Here is a 17,199-nt window from a genome sequence, read left to right on the forward strand (position 1 = left end):
GATTATGGCGAACAGAAAGAAAGGATTTCCCTCGGCGATGCGGACAGGCCTCGTAGCGGCAGCACTGTTGCTTGGCGCCTGTTCACATACGGTGAGAGTGGACGGGGAATTCCCGCAACCGGTCGGCCCCCAGCATCCGCTGACCGTGGGCGTCTATCTCAGCGAGGACTTCCGTGAATTCACCCATCACGAGGACAGCGAGGATCGTGAAGAGTGGAATATCAGCACCGGCAGGGCGCAGGAAAATCTCTTCCAGACCGTGCTGGGCTCCATGTTCGCGGAGACCATCCCCCTCGGGCAGTATCCCGCCAATGTGCCCGGTGACGTCGAACTGGTGATCGTACCGGAAATCCGTGAACTGCAGTTCACCATGCCGCGGGAGACACGGGTCAACATCTTCGAGGTGTGGATCAAATACGATATGAATGCCTACGCACCCAATGGTGACTCGGTCGCCAGCTGGGTGATCACTGCCTACGGCAAGACACCAACGGCATTCCTCAAGTCCCGCGAAGCCGCGCTGGCCCAGGCGATCAATGTGGCGCTCAGGGATGCAGGAGCCACTCTCTATACGGGTTTTGCCCGCGTACCCGAGATGCAGGTACTGATCGAGGAAAAACGTCGCGCCCTGGCCCTGGAAAAGATTCCGTCGCCAACAGACAGCGCCAGTGCCACTGACGCGCCGGTGGAGTAACGGGCAGTAAACCGACGGCCGGTGATTGTGCCATCACCCGCTGCCGGCCCCATCGACCCCGGCGCAGGGTTGCCCGGGGCCGACCAATCGACAGGAGGTTGTTGTGGTTAGAGCAATTTTTGGTTTTGCACTGGTGCTGCTGAGCGGCTGCACCACCGTGGTCATCGACGAGTACCGTCGCAGCGATGGGGAGCTGGCCAAGGGGGACAGTGTGGTCATTCTCGGTCGCAGGCACTCCAGCGACTACGAGACCGAACCGGACCTCATCGACTGTGTGGGACGGCAACTGCACGACCCCGACGCCGGTCTGAACATCATTCCCGAGCGCCAGTTTGTCGATGCCATGTACCCATGGTTCGAACCACGCACTGCCCCGATGCACCTGCGCTCCCTGGACCGCATGCTCGAAAACCAGGAGTTGCGTCAGCGTCTCGAGACATATGGCGTGAAGTACATCATCTGGATTGATGGCTCCACGGAAACCACTGCCAGTGCGGGTTCCATCGGCTGCTCCATCGGTACCGGTGGCGCCGGCTGTTTTGGCTTTGGCACCTGGGACAAGGAGTCCGACTACGAGGCATCGGTCTGGGACTTCCGTGACCAGGAGCTGTCCGGCAAGCTGAGCGCGGATGCCAAGGGCACCTCCTATATGCCGGCCATCGTGGTACCCATTCCACTGATTGCACGGGTGCAGACCAACGCCTGCAAGGGTATGGCACTTCAGCTACAGGAGTTTCTGCTGCCCTCGCAAAGCACCAAACAGAAATCCTAGGGAGGCAAAGGATCGATGCATACTTTCAATAAAATACTCATCGCTGCCCTGCTCGCAACGACTACCGGTTGCGCATTCAATCCGGCTACCAACCGGCCGGACCTGGTGCTGATGTCGGAGGAAAAGGAGATCGACATCGGCAAGGAGATGCACGAAAAGCTGGTCGCCAGCACCCCCATTTACCGGGACCCGGTGCTGACCGCCTACGTGGATCATGTCGGGCAGAAGGTTGCCAAGGCCAGTGACAGACCCGACCTCGGCTACACCTTCACCATCATCGACAGCCAGGACATCAATGCCTTCGCCCTTCCCGGCGGTTACGTGTACATCAACCGCGGGCTACTCACCTACCTGCACTCAGAAGCGGAAATGGCGGCCGTGCTGGCCCACGAAGTGGGACACATCACTGCACGCCATGCCGTGCGCCAGAAAACCGCTGCCACCGGCGCCGGTGTCGCATCGGTGCTCTCCGTGCTCGTCACCGGCAGTGGCGTGGTCGGGGATGTTGCCAGCCTTTGGGGGACCGCCGCAGTCAAGGGCTACGGTCGCGAGATGGAACTGGAAGCTGACCGCTTTGGCGCCCAGTACATGTACAACGCGGGCTATGATCCGCAGGCAATGATCAATGTGATCGGCCTGCTCAAGGACCAGGAGACCTTTGCGCGGCGCAAAGCCCGACTCGAGGGCAAGAAGCCGCAAACCTACCATGGTGTTTTCTCCACCCACCCACGCAACGATATCCGCCTGCAGGAAGTGGTTGCGGCAGCCGGCAAGCTGCCCGAGGACAAGAAAATCACTAAGGTGGAATATTATCGCGAGAAGACCGAGGGCCTCGTCTACGGACAGAATGCGCAGCAGACGGAGAAGAACCGCTACAACCACAAGCGACTCGGTTTCTCCCTGCTCTTTCCAGAGGGCTGGACCATAGAAAACCAGCGTTCGGCCATCGTCGGCACTGCGCCGGACAAGAGCGCCACCATTACCATCAAGGTGGATCAGCGCAATGGCAACCAGCCCGCCGATATGGCCCTGCGGGAAGCTTACGACGTGCGCAACCTGGAGCAGGACGAAGTACTCAACCAGTACAGACTCACCGGGCATACCGGCAAGCTCCCCTCCGCCACCACCGAAACCCCCGACCGGGTGGCCGTCATTTACTACGGCAGCCGCCAGTACCTGCTCGAGGGCAAGGTCCAGGGCGAAGCGTCGGATAAGGAAGTCAGGGAGCAATATGACAACCTTTTCCTGAGCAGCATCCGCAGCTTCCGGCCTCTGCGCAAGAGCGATGTCGTCGAGCCCGATATCAAGCGGGTCAAATATGTGCAGGCGAATGAAAAAACCACCTTTGCCTCGCTGGCGCGGCATATGGATATCGGCGACTACGCCGAGGAGCAACTGCGGCTGTTGAACGGCTACTATCCCCGCGGAGAACCCAAGCCCGGCGAGTGGATCAAGATCGTCCAGTAAATCAAGACCCGGGCGACCCCTGTGCCGGGTCGCCTGCAGTCGGGTTTTACTGAGTTACATTTTGTACAGCGAGGTGAAAAACTCTGACGTTTGTCCCGTAGGCATCCAGAGGACAATAAAGCGATAACAATAAGGGAAACAAAAGGAGAGCCCCATGAACGGCCTGATGATGGGAACACCACTCACCCTGACCGGAGTCATGCGCCATGCGCAACAGAACTTCCCGGACAGTGAAATCGTCTCTGTAACCGCAGACAACCCCCTGCACCGCTACCGCTATCGCGATGCCTTTGCGCGGACCGCACAACTGGCCAATGCCCTGAGGGAACTCGGCGCCCGGCCGGGAGACAGGATCGGCACCCTGGCCTGGAATGATTACCGCCACTTCGAGCTCTACTATGCCACCTCCTGCTCGGGTCTGGTCTGCCACACCATCAACCCGCGGCTGTTCGCAGAGCAGGTTGCCTACATCATCCGGCACGCGGAGGATCGGTGGTTGTTCATCGATCCCATGTTCATTCCGCTACTGGAAGCCCTGTCCGATCAACTGGAGTGTGTGAAGGGCTACGTCGTGCTCACCAACAGCGCCAATATGCCCGAGACGAGCCTGCCCAATGTGCTCTGCTACGAAACACTGCTCGAGAGCCAGCCAACCTCCTTCGACTGGCCCGAGCTGGATGAACAGGCAGCCGCTGCGCTCTGTTACACCTCGGGCACCACCGGCAACCCCAAAGGGGTGCTCTATTCCCACCGCGCCATGGTGCTGCACACCTACGGGGTGCTGCTGCCGAACGTGTTCAACCTGCAGCAGCACGAGGCTGTGCTTCCCGTTGTCCCCATGTTCCACGTCAATGCCTGGTCGATCCCCTACGCGGTACCGGCTGTGGGCGCCAAGCTGGTGTTGCCCGGGCCGAAGATGGCGGATGGCGAGACTCTCAGCAGCCTGATGAACAACGAGGGCGTCACCATCGCCGCGGGGGTTCCCACAGTCTGGATGGCGCTGCTCAAGTACCTGCGGGAAAACGACGAGACCCTCACCAGCCTCAACCGGGTGGTGGTCGGCGGCTCCGCCTGCCCCTGGAGCATCATGGAGGAATTCGAGCAGCGACATGGCGTCTACACCCACCACGCCTGGGGCATGACGGAAATGAGCCCACTGGGTACTTACAACAGCCGCATCGCCGAGACCCTGCCAGCCGAGCAGGCGCGGGCCCTGCGCCTCAAGCAGGGGGTCGCCGCCTATGGGGTCGAGATGCGCATCGTCGATGACGAGGGCAGGGAATTGCCCCGGGATGGCGTGGCGTTTGGCGCTCTGCAGGTGCGTGGCCCCTGGGTCTGCGAGCGCTACTTCAAGGCCGAAGAGTCCGCGCTAACAGCCGATGGCTGGTTCGATACCGGCGATGTGGCCACCATTGATCCGCAGGGTTATCTGGGAATTACCGACCGCACCAAGGACGTGATCAAATCCGGCGGAGAGTGGATTTCCTCGATCGAGCTGGAAAACATCGCCGCCGCCCAGCCCGGCGTTGCCGAAGCAGCAGTGATCGGCGTGCCCCACGAAAAGTGGAGTGAGCGCCCACTACTTGTGGTGGTGCCCGCCATTGGCGCGCAGCTCGATCGACAAACCCTGTTGAGTGCCTTCGAGGGCAAAGTGGCCAAGTGGTGGATTCCGGAGGATTGCGTGGTGATCGATGAAATCCCCCACACGGCCACCGGCAAGGTGAGCAAGAAAGACCTGCGCGAGCAGTTCGCCGGTCATCACTGGCCCGAGGAAGCTCCCGCATAACCGCCCGCCCCGATGCCGACCGGGCCCCTGCCCGGTCAGGCATCACCCACCCCGTTCGGTCATCACATTCTGGTAGAAGGGAACCTCGCGTTCCCACCGGAAAACTTATGCTGCCCATCAGAAAAAGAACCCTACTCGCCCTGCTGTCAGTGTTCGCCACAGGTATGCCCGCACCGATTTGCGCAGGCCCGGCTGAGCCACTGGTCATCGCACATAGAGGTGCCTCCGGTTATCTGCCCGAGCACACCCTGGAGGCCAAGGCCCTCGCCTACGGCATGCGACCGGACTACATCGAGCAGGACCTGGTCTTGAGCAAGGACGACCGATTGATTGTGATGCACGACATTACCCTCGATGCGGTCACCGATGTGGCCAAACGATTCCCCGGCAGGGCCCGGGACGATGGACATTTCTACACCATCGACTTCACCCTCGAAGAGCTCAAACAACTGCGGGTGACCGAAGCTTTCGAGCGCAACGGGCAGAGCACCACGCAGAAATACCCCGGTCGTTTCCCCCTGTGGAAATCGAGCTTTCAGCTTTCGACTCTCGAGGAGGAAATAGAAATGATCCAGGGGCTCAATCAAACCCTTGGCTACGACATCGGGATCTACCCGGAAATCAAGAAGCCCTGGTTCCATCATCGCGAGGGCCGGGATATTGCCAGGCGCACGCTGGAAGTCCTGCACAACTATGGCTACAGGGACCGAACGCAGAAAGTCTTTTTGCAATGCTTCGACCCGGAAGAACTACAGCGTATCGACAGCGAACTGATGCCGCAAATGGGCATGGACCTGCCACTGGTGCAACTGGTCGCCGAAAACCGCTGGGGCGAAAAGCAGGTGGAGCAGGAGGGATATCTCATCAATTACAGCTACGACTGGATGCATGAGCCCGGCGGCCTGGACAAAGTGGCGGACTATGCCGATGTGATCGGCCCCTGGGCCGTGATGCTCGTACGCAAGGGTGACAGCGGCCTGCAGGCCAGCCAATTGCGGCTGTCGGCAAAGAGACTCGGGTTGCCCGTGCACCCCTACACGTTTCGCGCCGATACCCTGCCAGAGAACCTGGACGGCATAGGAAGCTTCGATGACCTCCTGTCCCTGTTCATTGGCCAGCTGGCGGTCGAGGGACTGTTCACCGATCATCCCGACCGGGTTCGCACCTACATCACGGATCGACAGTAAAGGCTCACAGCCCCAGCGGCAGAGTCATCGTCTCTCTGATCCTCACTGCGTCAGGCACGCGAAAATCACTCTCATCCCGACCCCGCTTCCCACTCACCCTTCAGGACCGGCCCGGGAGGGTAACCGACCGCCGGCTATACTTGCCCCGCGCGCCGCTTGAGACGTCACCCCATGGAAAACGAACTGCAGTCGCTCCTCCAGTCCACCAAAGCCGTGGTAGAAGTGATCGGCTATGCCATCGAGGTGTTCGGGGTGCTGGTCATGGTGATCGCCACGGTCCACTCTACCGCCCACTTCCTCCGCACCCGCGCCCAGGTGCCCGACGAAGAGGCGTACACCCGCTACCGACAAAGCCTCGGGCGCGGAATCATCCTCGGCCTGGAGTTCCTGATCGCCGGGGATATCGTCAGGACCGTCATCGTTGCCGACAACCTGGAGAATGTCGGCACACTCGCACTGATCGTTTTCATCCGCACATTCCTCAGCATCACCCTGCACCTTGAGGTGGAAGGCCGCTGGCCCTGGCAGGTGCGCCACGGGCAGCGGACGGAGTAAGTGTTCACATTCGGCCTGCGCAAGGAAATCCAACGATCATCGAGACCACTGGGCCGCCTTGCAGCCGGATTCCCGGGGCGGTAACAATAGTCGCACTCAATACACGGGCTCAAAGCCGCAGAACTGCATAGCGGGACCCGCAGCCATTGCCGGAGCAGTAATCACTGCACGCTGCCTTCAAGCCACAGCAGGGGAGAACAACAATGCTGAAAACCACCACCAGCGTCGTCGAGGGGCATGAAGTGCGCGAATACCTGGGTGTCGTTGTCGGCGAGGCAATTCTCGGCGCCAATGTCTTCAAGGATATTTTCGGATCCATTCGCGATATTGTCGGCGGACGCTCAGGCTCTTATGAACAAGAGATGGCACGCGCCAGGGCGCTCGCGTTTGCGGATATGGAGGAAAGCGCCAAGGGTCTTGGCGCCAATGCCATCATCGGCATCGATATTGATTACGAGGTGGTGGGCGCCCAGGGGGCAATGATGATGGTCAGTGTCAGCGGCACCGCCGTGCAGCTGCGCTGAGCCCGTAAGTGCCAACTGGCGCGGCGCGGGGTTTGGTATAGGCTATTAGGACGAGGGGCCGGCCATGGACGCCGGCACAGGGAAACAGGCCAATCTTTTCTGAGGAGATCCCCATGCACTGCCCTGCCTGCAAGGATACCAGCCTGATCACGTCAGAACGCGCCGGAATCGAGGTGGATTATTGCCCGAACTGCCGCGGCATCTGGCTCGATCGCGGCGAACTGGACAAGATCATCGAACGCTCCGCGACCGAGGCACTGGGTCCCGGCGCTGCACATCGTGAGCAGCATGCCCAGCCGGCCCACAAGCAAAAGCGCAACCTGATCACCGAATTGTTCGACTTCTGAATTCCCGGTCGGCCGGCGCTGGCCCCCTGCCCCGTCTTACCGATATATTGTCTCCTGCGAGATAAACACTGGGGGCCGTCATGAACACGGATCGGACACATTTTCTCTCTGAAGTTGAAGCGCGGCTGCTACGGCTGTTCTCTTGCTCCAAGAGTGGTTACCGCATCTCTCCACAGGAGCGTCACCGGCTGGAAGGATTTATGCAGGCTGGGGTCTTTCTTGGCCTCACCGACAACTCCGCACTGGGAGTATTGATGGAGCGGTGTCACCAGACGGTATTCAACAAGAGTATCGCCGAGCGTCGGGCAGAAAACCCCATCAATGCCGGCTACGAACGCATCGATTACAGCCCCTACGAGCAGCCGGCTTACACCAGGCGCCGGAGCTGCCGCCGGCAAAGGGAGGACTCGCAGGAGACCGGTTGAGTCCGGCCCCGCTGCAGCATGGCGTTATTCGAAGCTGGAAAAGTCTGCCGGTCGCTTTTCCATAAAAGCGGTCGCGGCCTCCCTGAACTCCTCAGAACCGAGCCTTTTCTGGAAGTGCAGCGCTTCTTCCTGAATGACCTGTGAACCCGCCTCACGGGTCCCGGCGCGCAACAGGCGCTTGGTCAATCGCACCGCTTCCGGTGCCTTGCTGGCCAGCTCCGCCGCGGTCAGGCGCGCTCGGGTCAGCACTTCATCCGCCGGCAGTGCCGCGTTACAGAGTCCCAGCGCCACCGCCTCCTGTGCATCAAACTTCTTGCTCAGCAACAACAACTCCGACGCACGCGCATGACCCATGATCCGGGGCATGAAAAAGCTGGAGCCGTATTCCGGGCACAGCCCCAGGTCGACGAACGGCATCTTGAACATGGCGTCGTCACCGGCGAAGGCCAGATCGCAGTGCAGCAGCATGGTGGTACCGATGCCCACCGCAGGACCGTTGATGGCGGCCACCACCGGCTTCGGGAAGTTGTACAGGGCCAGCATGAACTGGAAGACCGGTGACTCTTCGTTGGAGGCCGATCCACCGAGAAAGTCCATCAGGTCATTACCACTGGTGAAGATCCCTTCGGCACCGGTGATGATCACCACCCGAACCTTGCCATCGTCTGCAGCGCTGTTCAGCAGTTCGGCCATGGCTGAATACATGGACATAGTCAGCGCATTCTTACGCTCGGGACGATTGATGGTGATCTCCAGCACGCGATCGGTCAGCTGTGCCTGGATTTCCGCACATGAACTCTGCATGGGCCTCTCCGTTCAGGTCATTTGAGCCGCGGCAGCGCAGACAGGGCCGGCCGCCGCCATGAATAGCCCCATGGTAGCGGCTCTACCTGACAATGGCAGTTCCGAATCGCTCAGTTTGGGTGACACCCCTGAACTGCAGCTGAGACCGGGGCCAGCTACAGGGCGAGTCAGCCCGAATTGCAGGTAAAGCACTGGGGCGAATCGTTCGAAACCGTCGGTGCCAGGGACGGCACCGATGGAGCTACACGGACGTATTCATGCGTTTTCGAACGATTCGCCCCAGTGCTTTGCCGCCCCCCTGCCAGCTACTGCTATGGAACTGTCCCACGAACAGAGAAAAGGCGCCCGAAGGCGCCTCAGATCATGAATAAACTCACCTTCACCCTGTGACTGGGGCCGGTGGCGGCAACGTAAAAGAGCGGGCATCTAAGCGGGCATCTAGGGGCGCTGTGAATGCATCCCTGCGCGCTCCGCCGACGATATCCTGTCGCCAACGGTTCGAAATACCCGCCCTGCCGCATTGCCTTGGCTTTTGACTACGATGCCCTGTCAGCGCCCAGAGACGCCCGAAGACACCCCTGAATGAACGTTACTTGCCGACAAAATCCCGCCGCAATGGCTGGCACATGCAGTGCACTCCACCGCCCCCCGGAGTGATCATGGAGATATCCGGGTCGATCACTTCCAGGCCATGGGCGCGGCATTTTTCCGCCAGACCCTTGTTGGCTTTCGGCAACATTACCCGGTCGTTACCCAGGGCTACAACGTTCACGCCCAGCTCCAGTACCTGCGGGAATGGAATATCGATGATCTCGATCTTGCGGTCACGGAACCACTGCACCAGCTCAGGCTCCACTGCGTCGATGCAGATCGCTGCCAGCTTCTCCGCCAGCATGGCTACCATGACGTCAATGTGCAGGAAGAAAGGATCGAACTGGTAACCCTTGACCTCCCAGCCCTCTTTCTCGATCCAGCCCTTCATCTGCTCGAAGCCCTGCGGGCTGGTGCGCTCACCGGAGTAACCGCAGAGAATCACACCCGGTTCCAGCACCATGAAATCACCACCTTCGAGTGAGCCGGCGGTAATGATGTCGTACAGGGGAATATCCAGCTCCATGTACTTCTTCACGATCGGTGCCCATTCGCCCCGGCGCCAGGGGCTGTACATCTGTGTCACGATCGGGCCCCAGGGGGTCATCACCGAGGAATCGCGGCCGTAGATCTGGTACGGCAGCGTGCTGTCCGCCGGAATCAGGTGGGTATTTACACCGGCGTGACGATACGCATCCAGCATCTCTGCATGCTGGGCTGCGGCCACCTTGTGATCGAACTTCATCCCCAGGCGTACCGCCCGGCGGGCACTGGAATTACCGGTGCGCCAGCTGAAGTTGTCCACCGGGCCGATCAGCACGTCCCGCAGCGGGCCGTACTCGGAATCCATACCCCACTTTTCCAGGGGCTTGGTGCCGCCATTCTCTTCGCGGCGGCGCATGACGAATTCACTCATGACTTCACTTCCAATGGTTGCTTGCCCGGCGAGGGTTCGAAGCGCCGGGGCTGTCTTTATGTTTGTCTGAAGCGCGTGGTTCAGGCGATGCCGGCACGATCCAGCATGGCCTGCAGCAGTACATTACAGCCGGCTTCCAGGTGCTCCGCTTCAGCCGACTCCGCCTCGTTGTGGGAGAGCCCACCGGCACAGGGCACGAAGATCATGGAAACAGGAGCCACTCTGGACACATACACCGAATCGTGGCCGGCACCGGACACCATCTTGCGATGGCTGTAGCCGAGGGACTTCACCGCCTTGTCCACCGCAGCAATGCAGTCCTCATTGAACGCCACGGGAGGGGAGTGCCACTCGTCGCGCACCTCGACGGTGGTGCCGGTGGCCTCCTCGACCTCCTTCACCAGTCGGTGCAGACTCTGGTGCAGGTGCTCCAGCCCCTCCGGCTGCGGATGGCGCAGGTCCAGTGCCAGCACTACCTTCTCCGGCACGGTGTTGCGACTGCCGGGCTCTGCACGCAGGTCACCGCAGGTCATGCGCGCGTCCTCGCTGAACGCTTTGACCTCGCCGTAGAGCTTCTGGCATAGCAGCGACAGGGCCTGCACCGGATCGCGGCGATCCTCCATCGGGGTCGGACCCGCGTGACAGGGGGTACCGTGGAAGGTCACATCGTACCAGCGGATGCCCTGCACCCCGGTGACCACCCCGATCACCTGCTCCTGTTTTTCCAGGATCGGGCCCTGTTCGATATGCGCCTCGAAGGCCGCGGTGATCGGCTTTGGCTCGGCGGGCTCGTCGCCCAGGTAACCGATGCGTGCAAGCTCACCGCCGATGGTCTTGCCTTCTTTGTCTGCACGACCGTGACCGTAATCAAGGCTGAATTCGCCTGCCCATACCCCGGAGCCGATCATCGCCGGTGAGAAGCGCGCGCCCTCCTCGTTGGTCCAGACCACGACTTCAACCGGCGCTTTGGTCTGGATCTGGTGCTGGTCCAGCGTACGCAGCACTTCCAGCCCCGCAAGCACGCCGTAAACGCCATCAAACTTGCCCCCGGTGGGCTGGGTATCCAGGTGGGAACCGGTGATCACCGGCGGCAGGTCTTCGCTGCCGGCACGACGGGCAAAGACATTGCCCATGCGATCAACCCGGATCTCACAGCCGATTTCCTGACACCAGCGGACGAACAGGTCACGCCCCTGCTTGTCCTCATCCGTCAGTGCCTGCCGATTGCAGCCACCCGCAGGGGTACCACCGATCTCGGCCATCTCCATCAGGGTGTTCCACAGGCGGGTGCCGTCAATACGCAGTTTTTCTACAGTGTTTTCCATTCGATGGCCTCCGGACCTTATAATGCCGCCAATATTAAGCTGATTTCGGCAATTTTATTTTTGATCCGCACCCCGCAAAGTGCGCATTATTTTGCCGCCGATCAAAATCCAACCAGGTACCGTTTTTTCATGACCGTTACATACAGTTCCTACCTCAAGGTCGATGACCTGCTCAAGTGCCAGCATCCCCTCTCAGAGGGACCGGAGCACGATGAACTGCTGTTCATCATCATTCACCAGAGCTACGAACTGTGGTTCAAGCAGCTCCTGCACGAGCTGGATTTCCTCACTGGCCTTTTCAACCGGGGCGAGCAGAACCGGGCGCTGCATACCCTGAAGCGCGTAGACGCTATTTACCGCACCCTGATCCAGCAGGTAGACATCCTCGAGACCCTGACACCCCTCGAGTTCATGTCGTTCCGCGATCGCCTGTCCACCGCCAGTGGCTTCCAGTCCTATCAGTTCCGCGAGCTGGAATTTCTCTACGGGGCCAAGGACGCGAAGAAACTGGACAACTACCCCGAGGGCTCCGAGCACCACCAGCGGCTGAAGAAACGCCTGGAGAGCCCCACCCTGTGGGACGCCTTCCTCAAGTTCCTCGCCGGAGAGGGGCACGATATCCCGGACAGCGTCCTCAACCGGGATTTCTCCCAGATGGCCGACCCCTCAAAGGCGGTCCAGCGGGTGCTGATTGATATCTACCGTAACGACCCCCTGGTAAGCGAAATCTGCGAGGCGCTGGTGGATATCGATACATCACTGCAGCAGTGGCGCTACCGGCACGTGAAGATGGTAGAAAGAACCATCGGCAGCAAGATGGGTACTGGCGGCTCGACCGGTGTAGGCTATCTGCAGAGCACCCTGTTCCGCCCGGTCTTCCCCGACCTGTGGGCGATTCGCTCAGAGTTCTGAGCCCGGCAAGGGCCGGCCACCTGCCGGTCCCCAACCTGCAGACATAAAAAAAGCCAGCTGCTAGCTGGCTTTTTTGGTTCGCCGGAGCGAGGCGAGGATTACTCCTCGAACGGTACCAGGGATACCTGGATGCCCGGGTTTACCTCTTTGGCGGCGTCAGCGATCTGCACATAAGTGTCCGCGCTGGACTTGTTATGGGCACGCACGATGACGATCGCCTGCGGGTTTTCAGCGAACAGCTGGGCAATACGGGCACGTACCGCGCGGGTGTCGATACGGCTCGGACCCATGTAGATCTCGTCGTTGGCATTGACGGTCAGCAGGATGTTCTGCTTGTCGGGGTCCGGCGGCGTCTGTTCGGTCTGGTCCGGATCCGGCACGTTGACGTCAAGCGCCTTCTCTTTAACAAAGGACGCCGTCACGATAAAGAAGATCAGCATGATGAACACAACGTCCAGCATGGGCGTCAGGTCGATATCGGCTTTTTCCTCTTCTACGGCCTTACCGCGTCGTCTACTCATAAAACACCGTACAGTTGTCTAATTCGAATGGCGCCGGATTGACCGGTCTAATCAGGTGGGCAAGATTGCCGCGAAATTGCCCAGTTTGCAAGCGAAACCTGCCAGACGGAACAATCTTCTTTGAAAATCAATGAGTTAGGAGCACGCCCACGCCAGCCGCTCACTAATTGAGCAGCCGGCGTATGGCCTAGCGCGCTGCCAGATAGCCCGCATAATCCGGCACCGGCCGCTCGAAGTCGGCCCCCATCAGGGTCGACTGGACCATCATATCGGCGCTGGCGGAATTGCAGGCCACCGGGATGTTCCACACTGCGGCGATGCGCAGCAATGCCTTGACGTCCGGGTCATGAGGCATCGGCTCGAAGGGGTCCCAGAAGAATACCAGCAGGTCTATCTGGCCCTCGGCAATCCGGGCGCCCAGCTGCTGGTCACCACCGAGCGGGCCGCTCAATAGCTTCTCCACTCGCAGACCTGTCGCTGCCTCAATACGGGTGCCGGTCGTCCCGGTCCCGAGCAGGCTGTGCTGTGTCAGAAGCGTACGGTGGCGACTGCACCACTCAATCAGGTCACCCTTGCGGTTGTCGTGCGCCACCAGCGCGACACGCTTACTGGCAGGGATGGTTTTGGAGATGAATTGCATGGGTCCCCCGTCTGGCCTCCGACCGGTTGTGATCGCGCCATTGAGACACGTTCCCTGGCCGATGACAAGCGCCCCCGGGGAGGCGGAGCGAGCCGCCCAACTGTAGGGGCGCAACGCACTCTCCGGCGAAAGCGAAGCCGCTGCGTCACGGCCAGGCACGCCCTATAATGGGCCCCACCGGAAAACTCTATATAAAGAAGTAAGGAATCAGACCATGAGTGTTGGAGCCTGGGAACCGGAGCAGCCAAACCCCACACAGCCCGAAATTGATCGCGAGCGCCTGCAGCGTTTCATCGCCTCAGTGGCAACCGGGCAGATTCAGCTGGAAAAGTTGAGCGAAGAGGACCGTACAGCGTCTCAACTGATCCGCTTGCCCGCCCAGCACTGGCTGGAGGAGAGCGAGCACTGGGAGGCGGAGGAAATCTGGCAGTTGATCCGCTTCTTCACGCTGGCCGAGGCACAATTGCCGGGGTGGGATGCCGCTGCGGAGTCCGCGGTAATTCCACTGGCAAGGGCGCTGCGCCGCCGCCAACAGCCACTGTCGAAAGAGCAACTACTCTGGATCCGCCAACACTCGGACAACCGCTACCTCCCTTACGGCCCACTCTGAGGCTCTCCGCCCTTGGCCCGGAGCCCAGAGTCCGGAGCCCGGATAAAGTCTCCGTCGATAGGGACCGGCAGCGCCACCGGAGCTGCCGGTTCTCTTCCGGATTCAATCGCCCAGTCGCGAGACCTGACCAAGAAAAAAATCCCCACTGCCGGGCATGCGGTAATTGGCCGGCAGGTGGCGCCACACTATGTACCCCTCATCATCGAGCAACCAGGCACTGGGCCGGCAGGCCGCAGCACTGGCTGGCCCGCGCATTCCCAGTAAGCGCCCGGTCAACCGCAACCATAACGGTACGCCAGCAGGAGCAATAAAAGCCTCATTTTTCGCATTATGCGCATCCAGCTGCAGGACTTTCGGTTTGTCCTTACCCGGCCACCAATGATGCCAGTGTTCCGGCGCCTCGGTGCTCACCAGCACCAGCTGTACACCAAGCCTGTCCAGACGGGTCTGCAGGCTTGCCAACTGCAATAGCTGGGCGCGGCTGTCTGCACAGAAAGAACCTCTCATGGCCACCAGCAGATATCCGCCCTCCCCGGTCGCAGACTCCCCTTCCCTCTCCTCAACAGGCGCTGCCCCGGTAGTGTCGAGGGGCCAGGATCCACCGCCGGCCAGCAGGAGCGGCGGAAATTTCTGATTCACAGGTGGCATTACCGGATGGCGTAGTGCACTGGCATGGAACAGGTACAGGAGCACCACGAACAGATTGTATATGGCGAGATGAATCGGCAGGCTTTCTTCTCGCGCGCTCAAAATCACGAAGGCGAGCCCCAGCAGAACCAGGACAAATGCTTTTGGCTCCCGCTGCTCTCCGGAAAATTTTTGTGGCTGCCAAAAGCGCAGCAGCATCCATACAGGCAGCGCCCATGCATTGACAGCCACTCCCAGCCATGGAATTTCGCCACCGGAAAAATACGCCCAGAGCGCCCAAAAACCGCATCCCCACAGCCAGATAAATGCTGCGAAGGTAAAAAATCCCTTGATAGTGGTCATATGCTGGTAAAAATGCCCTGAAAAACTTGCAATTCAGTATATAAATAAGCTGCAATTAGCGCGATGTTTTCCAAGCTTCAAGCATTTTCTTTTCATCGCTACAACAATACTTAAATACAGGGATATTTTATGGCTGCAAAAAAGAAGTCTACCGCCAAGAAGGCCGCGGCGAAGGTAAGCCCCATTGCCAAGCTGGAAGCCGAGCTCAGCAAGCTGAAGGATCAGCTGGATAAAACCCGCGAAAAGCAGGAGAAGGACGCTGCCAAGACTGCCGACAAGCTGGCCAAAGATGCGGCCAAGGCTGCTGACAAGGCCAAGAAGGCTGCGGCAAAACTGAAAACTGTTAGGGCCAAAAAGAAAACTCCGGCCCAACAGAATCAGCTGAAGAGCGCCAAGTCGGCTGCTGACGCTGCCAAAAAGGCTGCAGACAATGCCAAGGCCACCGCCAAGGAAGCCAAGGAACAGCTCGCAAGCATCAAGTCTGAAAACCAACTGGCAGCCAAGGTTGCCAAGGCAGTTGCCAAGGAAGAGGCCGCCGTAGCCAAGAAACTGGCCGCGGAAGCCAAGAAGAAAGCCGCCGCAGAGGCCAAGAAGGCCGCCGCTGCAGCCAAGAAGAAAGCTGCTGCAGAGAAGAAAAAAGCCGCCGCAGCTGCCAAGAAAAAGGCTGCTGCAGAGAAGAAGAAAGCAGCCGCAGCCAAAAAGAAGGCGGCAGCTGCCGCCAAAAAGGCCAAGGTGAAAGCCGCAGCAGCGGCCAAAAAAGCCAAGGCGAAGGCAAAAGCCAAGGCCAAGAAGACCACCGCCAAGAAGAAGCCAGGCCGGCCGAAGAAGGCTGCCACCAAGGCGACAACCAAGAAGTCTCCGGGTCGGCCAAAGAAAGCCGCCACCAAGAAGGCAGCCAAGAAGTCTCCCGGCCGCCCGAAGAAAGCTGCAGCCAAAAAGAAGACTGCCGCCCGTCGCGGTCGTCCGCCAAAGGCCAAGTAACGACTGCGCAAAAACAACCAGTGCCTGTCGTGGGCCCCGCCCCTGGCTCTGCCATCAGACCCCGGCTCCCGCCGGGGTTTTTTCATTTTGGCCTCAGGAGGAAGGTGGCCGGTCGGACTCTGGCAGCCATGTCATGCAAGATCTGCAAGGCAGGGAAGTCGTCAGTGCGAATTGAGGCGCAACCCTGCAATACCGTGATCGCGGCCCAACTCCAGTACACAGTCCGCACGCGCGGGCATTTCCCGCAGTAGGTTACGGGTGATGCGCTCGTAGTGCTGCACGAAACGCTCGATCTGATCATCCGACATTCCGCCACCACTGACGCTGCGCAGCTCGTGCTCCTGCTGAGTACGCCATGCCAGCACACACTGCATGTCGGGCACTTTGAGCATTACCAGAGTATCCATCCGGGCGAATAAGTCCCGGTACGACCCAGCCAGCGCACGATTGATGTAATTGCGCCAGATACCTTGCGGATCCTCGTTCCGCTCAAGCGCATTGATGGGTTCATCATTGCCCTGCCAGGGCTGCGCCCCCACGCACCAACCCTCGAATACGAGGATGTCCACAGGGCCATGCTGGCGAACCCATGACTGCCGTGGTGCGCGGTCGTCGATGGACTTGTCGAACCAGGGGATCGGTACGCTTTCCGTGTCACTGCTGGTGCACAGTCGATCAATAGTCTCTATGCCGAGCGGCACATCGTGGGTGCCGGGCACACCCCGGGTTGCGAATAGCGGATGCACAGTGCGGGCAAGCTGCAGGCGTTCGGCGCGGGTGAGGTAGATATCATCGAGGGAAAAACCGGTGCTGCGCAGTCCCATTGCGGACCAGACGAGGTTGAGAAATGCCGTCAACGTCGACTTGCCGGAGCCCTGGCCGCCACATAACCCCACGACAAGGCAGCACTCATCCTTGCGCTGCTCGGCAAGCCAGACGGCAAGGGGTAGCAGATAGGCATCGATAGACAGGTTGAACTCAGGCGGTAACCGCCGCTCGGTGACAAAACCGGCGATTGGCATCGCCAGACTTTGCCGCAGCGCCTCCGCCCGCTCCAGAACGAATCGCGGCCAGGTGGACGTCATTGCACTGTTAGCCATAAGCCGGGGACCGCAAACATTCCGCTGTTCCTGTTCATCCGCTCTCTCCCTG

Annotated in this window: 20 protein-coding genes; 13 read left to right on the plus strand and 7 right to left on the minus strand. The window is 60.0% G+C overall.

The annotated features are described in order from the left end of the window. Positions 1-4: 4 nt before the first annotated feature. From LVD12_RS06715 to LVD12_RS06755, 9 genes are all read left to right on the plus strand, one after another. Positions 5-694, plus strand: a complete 690-nt coding sequence (locus LVD12_RS06715; RefSeq protein ID WP_237066708.1) for a hypothetical protein — start codon at positions 5-7, stop codon at positions 692-694. A 103-nt stretch (positions 695-797) separates the two neighbouring features. Further along, positions 798-1,466 (plus strand): hypothetical protein, encoded by a 669-nt coding sequence (locus LVD12_RS06720; protein ID WP_237066710.1) that lies wholly within the window; start codon positions 798-800, stop codon positions 1,464-1,466. A gap of 15 nt (positions 1,467-1,481) precedes the next feature. Next, positions 1,482-2,933: a M48 family metalloprotease gene (locus LVD12_RS06725; protein ID WP_237066713.1), complete on the plus strand. Its 1,452-nt coding sequence runs from the start codon at positions 1,482-1,484 to the stop codon at positions 2,931-2,933. Positions 2,934-3,087: 154 nt separating this feature from the next. After that, positions 3,088-4,719: a long-chain-fatty-acid--CoA ligase gene (locus LVD12_RS06730; RefSeq protein ID WP_237066715.1), complete on the plus strand. Its 1,632-nt coding sequence runs from the start codon at positions 3,088-3,090 to the stop codon at positions 4,717-4,719. Between the two features lie 107 nt (positions 4,720-4,826). Further along, positions 4,827-5,906, plus strand: coding sequence for a glycerophosphodiester phosphodiesterase (gene glpQ / locus LVD12_RS06735; protein WP_237066717.1), 1,080 nt, complete (start codon positions 4,827-4,829; stop codon positions 5,904-5,906). A 171-nt stretch (positions 5,907-6,077) separates the two neighbouring features. Continuing rightward, positions 6,078-6,461 carry a DUF1622 domain-containing protein gene (locus LVD12_RS06740; protein ID WP_237066719.1) on the plus strand — a complete coding sequence of 128 codons (384 nt, stop codon included), beginning with the start codon at positions 6,078-6,080 and terminating at the stop codon, positions 6,459-6,461. A gap of 203 nt (positions 6,462-6,664) precedes the next feature. Then, positions 6,665-6,985: a heavy metal-binding domain-containing protein gene (locus LVD12_RS06745; RefSeq protein WP_237066721.1), complete on the plus strand. Its 321-nt coding sequence runs from the start codon at positions 6,665-6,667 to the stop codon at positions 6,983-6,985. Positions 6,986-7,098: 113 nt separating this feature from the next. After that, entirely contained in the window at positions 7,099-7,332 is a 234-nt protein-coding gene (locus tag LVD12_RS06750; protein ID WP_237066723.1) for a TFIIB-type zinc ribbon-containing protein, read from the plus strand. A gap of 80 nt (positions 7,333-7,412) precedes the next feature. Continuing rightward, positions 7,413-7,757 (plus strand): hypothetical protein, encoded by a 345-nt coding sequence (locus LVD12_RS06755; RefSeq protein ID WP_237066725.1) that lies wholly within the window; start codon positions 7,413-7,415, stop codon positions 7,755-7,757. A 24-nt stretch (positions 7,758-7,781) separates the two neighbouring features. Here LVD12_RS06755 and LVD12_RS06760 read toward each other — a convergent pair whose 3' ends face one another. The 3 genes from LVD12_RS06760 to LVD12_RS06770 all read right to left on the minus strand — a co-directional run bounded on the left by LVD12_RS06760 (position 7,782) and on the right by LVD12_RS06770 (position 11,393). Then, positions 7,782-8,561, minus strand: coding sequence for an enoyl-CoA hydratase (locus LVD12_RS06760; RefSeq protein WP_237066727.1), 780 nt, complete (start codon positions 8,559-8,561; stop codon positions 7,782-7,784). 589 nt (positions 8,562-9,150) lie between these two features. Then, a complete protein-coding gene (locus tag LVD12_RS06765) occupies positions 9,151-10,068 on the minus strand; it encodes a dimethylarginine dimethylaminohydrolase family protein (RefSeq protein WP_237066730.1) in 918 nt (305 codons plus the stop codon). 80 nt (positions 10,069-10,148) lie between these two features. Then, positions 10,149-11,393, minus strand: coding sequence for a Zn-dependent hydrolase (locus tag LVD12_RS06770; protein ID WP_237066732.1), 1,245 nt, complete (start codon positions 11,391-11,393; stop codon positions 10,149-10,151). A 129-nt stretch (positions 11,394-11,522) separates the two neighbouring features. Between LVD12_RS06770 and LVD12_RS06775 the strand changes: the two genes are divergently transcribed. Next, a complete protein-coding gene (locus tag LVD12_RS06775) occupies positions 11,523-12,305 on the plus strand; it encodes a tryptophan 2,3-dioxygenase (protein WP_237066734.1) in 783 nt (260 codons plus the stop codon). Between the two features lie 98 nt (positions 12,306-12,403). On the opposite strand, the gene LVD12_RS06780 is transcribed toward LVD12_RS06775, so the two are convergent. Both LVD12_RS06780 and LVD12_RS06785 read right to left on the minus strand, forming a co-directional pair. After that, positions 12,404-12,826 carry an ExbD/TolR family protein gene (locus LVD12_RS06780; RefSeq protein ID WP_237066736.1) on the minus strand — a complete coding sequence of 141 codons (423 nt, stop codon included), beginning with the start codon at positions 12,824-12,826 and terminating at the stop codon, positions 12,404-12,406. Between the two features lie 187 nt (positions 12,827-13,013). Continuing rightward, on the minus strand, positions 13,014-13,466 hold the full coding sequence (locus LVD12_RS06785; RefSeq protein ID WP_237066738.1) for a methylglyoxal synthase: 453 nt from the start codon (positions 13,464-13,466) through the stop codon (positions 13,014-13,016). 214 nt (positions 13,467-13,680) lie between these two features. Between LVD12_RS06785 and LVD12_RS06790 the strand changes: the two genes are divergently transcribed. Then, positions 13,681-14,076: a hypothetical protein gene (locus LVD12_RS06790; RefSeq protein ID WP_237066740.1), complete on the plus strand. Its 396-nt coding sequence runs from the start codon at positions 13,681-13,683 to the stop codon at positions 14,074-14,076. A 102-nt stretch (positions 14,077-14,178) separates the two neighbouring features. Here LVD12_RS06790 and LVD12_RS06795 read toward each other — a convergent pair whose 3' ends face one another. Continuing rightward, positions 14,179-14,715: a thioredoxin domain-containing protein gene (locus tag LVD12_RS06795; protein ID WP_237066742.1), complete on the minus strand. Its 537-nt coding sequence runs from the start codon at positions 14,713-14,715 to the stop codon at positions 14,179-14,181. 33 nt (positions 14,716-14,748) lie between these two features. On the opposite strand from LVD12_RS06795, the gene LVD12_RS06800 reads away from it, so the two are divergent. Then, a complete protein-coding gene (locus tag LVD12_RS06800) occupies positions 14,749-15,087 on the plus strand; it encodes a hypothetical protein (RefSeq protein WP_237066743.1) in 339 nt (112 codons plus the stop codon). A 108-nt stretch (positions 15,088-15,195) separates the two neighbouring features. Next, positions 15,196-16,047 (plus strand): hypothetical protein, encoded by an 852-nt coding sequence (locus LVD12_RS06805; RefSeq protein WP_237066745.1) that lies wholly within the window; start codon positions 15,196-15,198, stop codon positions 16,045-16,047. Positions 16,048-16,208: 161 nt separating this feature from the next. Here the strand turns inward: LVD12_RS06805 and LVD12_RS06810 are convergent, their stop codons facing one another. Continuing rightward, positions 16,209-17,147 carry a phosphoribulokinase gene (locus tag LVD12_RS06810; RefSeq protein WP_237066747.1) on the minus strand — a complete coding sequence of 313 codons (939 nt, stop codon included), beginning with the start codon at positions 17,145-17,147 and terminating at the stop codon, positions 16,209-16,211. Between the last annotated feature and the right edge of the window lie 52 nt (positions 17,148-17,199).

This window comes from Microbulbifer guangxiensis, from assembly GCF_021729075.1.
Lineage (GTDB): Bacteria > Pseudomonadota > Gammaproteobacteria > Pseudomonadales > Cellvibrionaceae > Microbulbifer > Microbulbifer guangxiensis.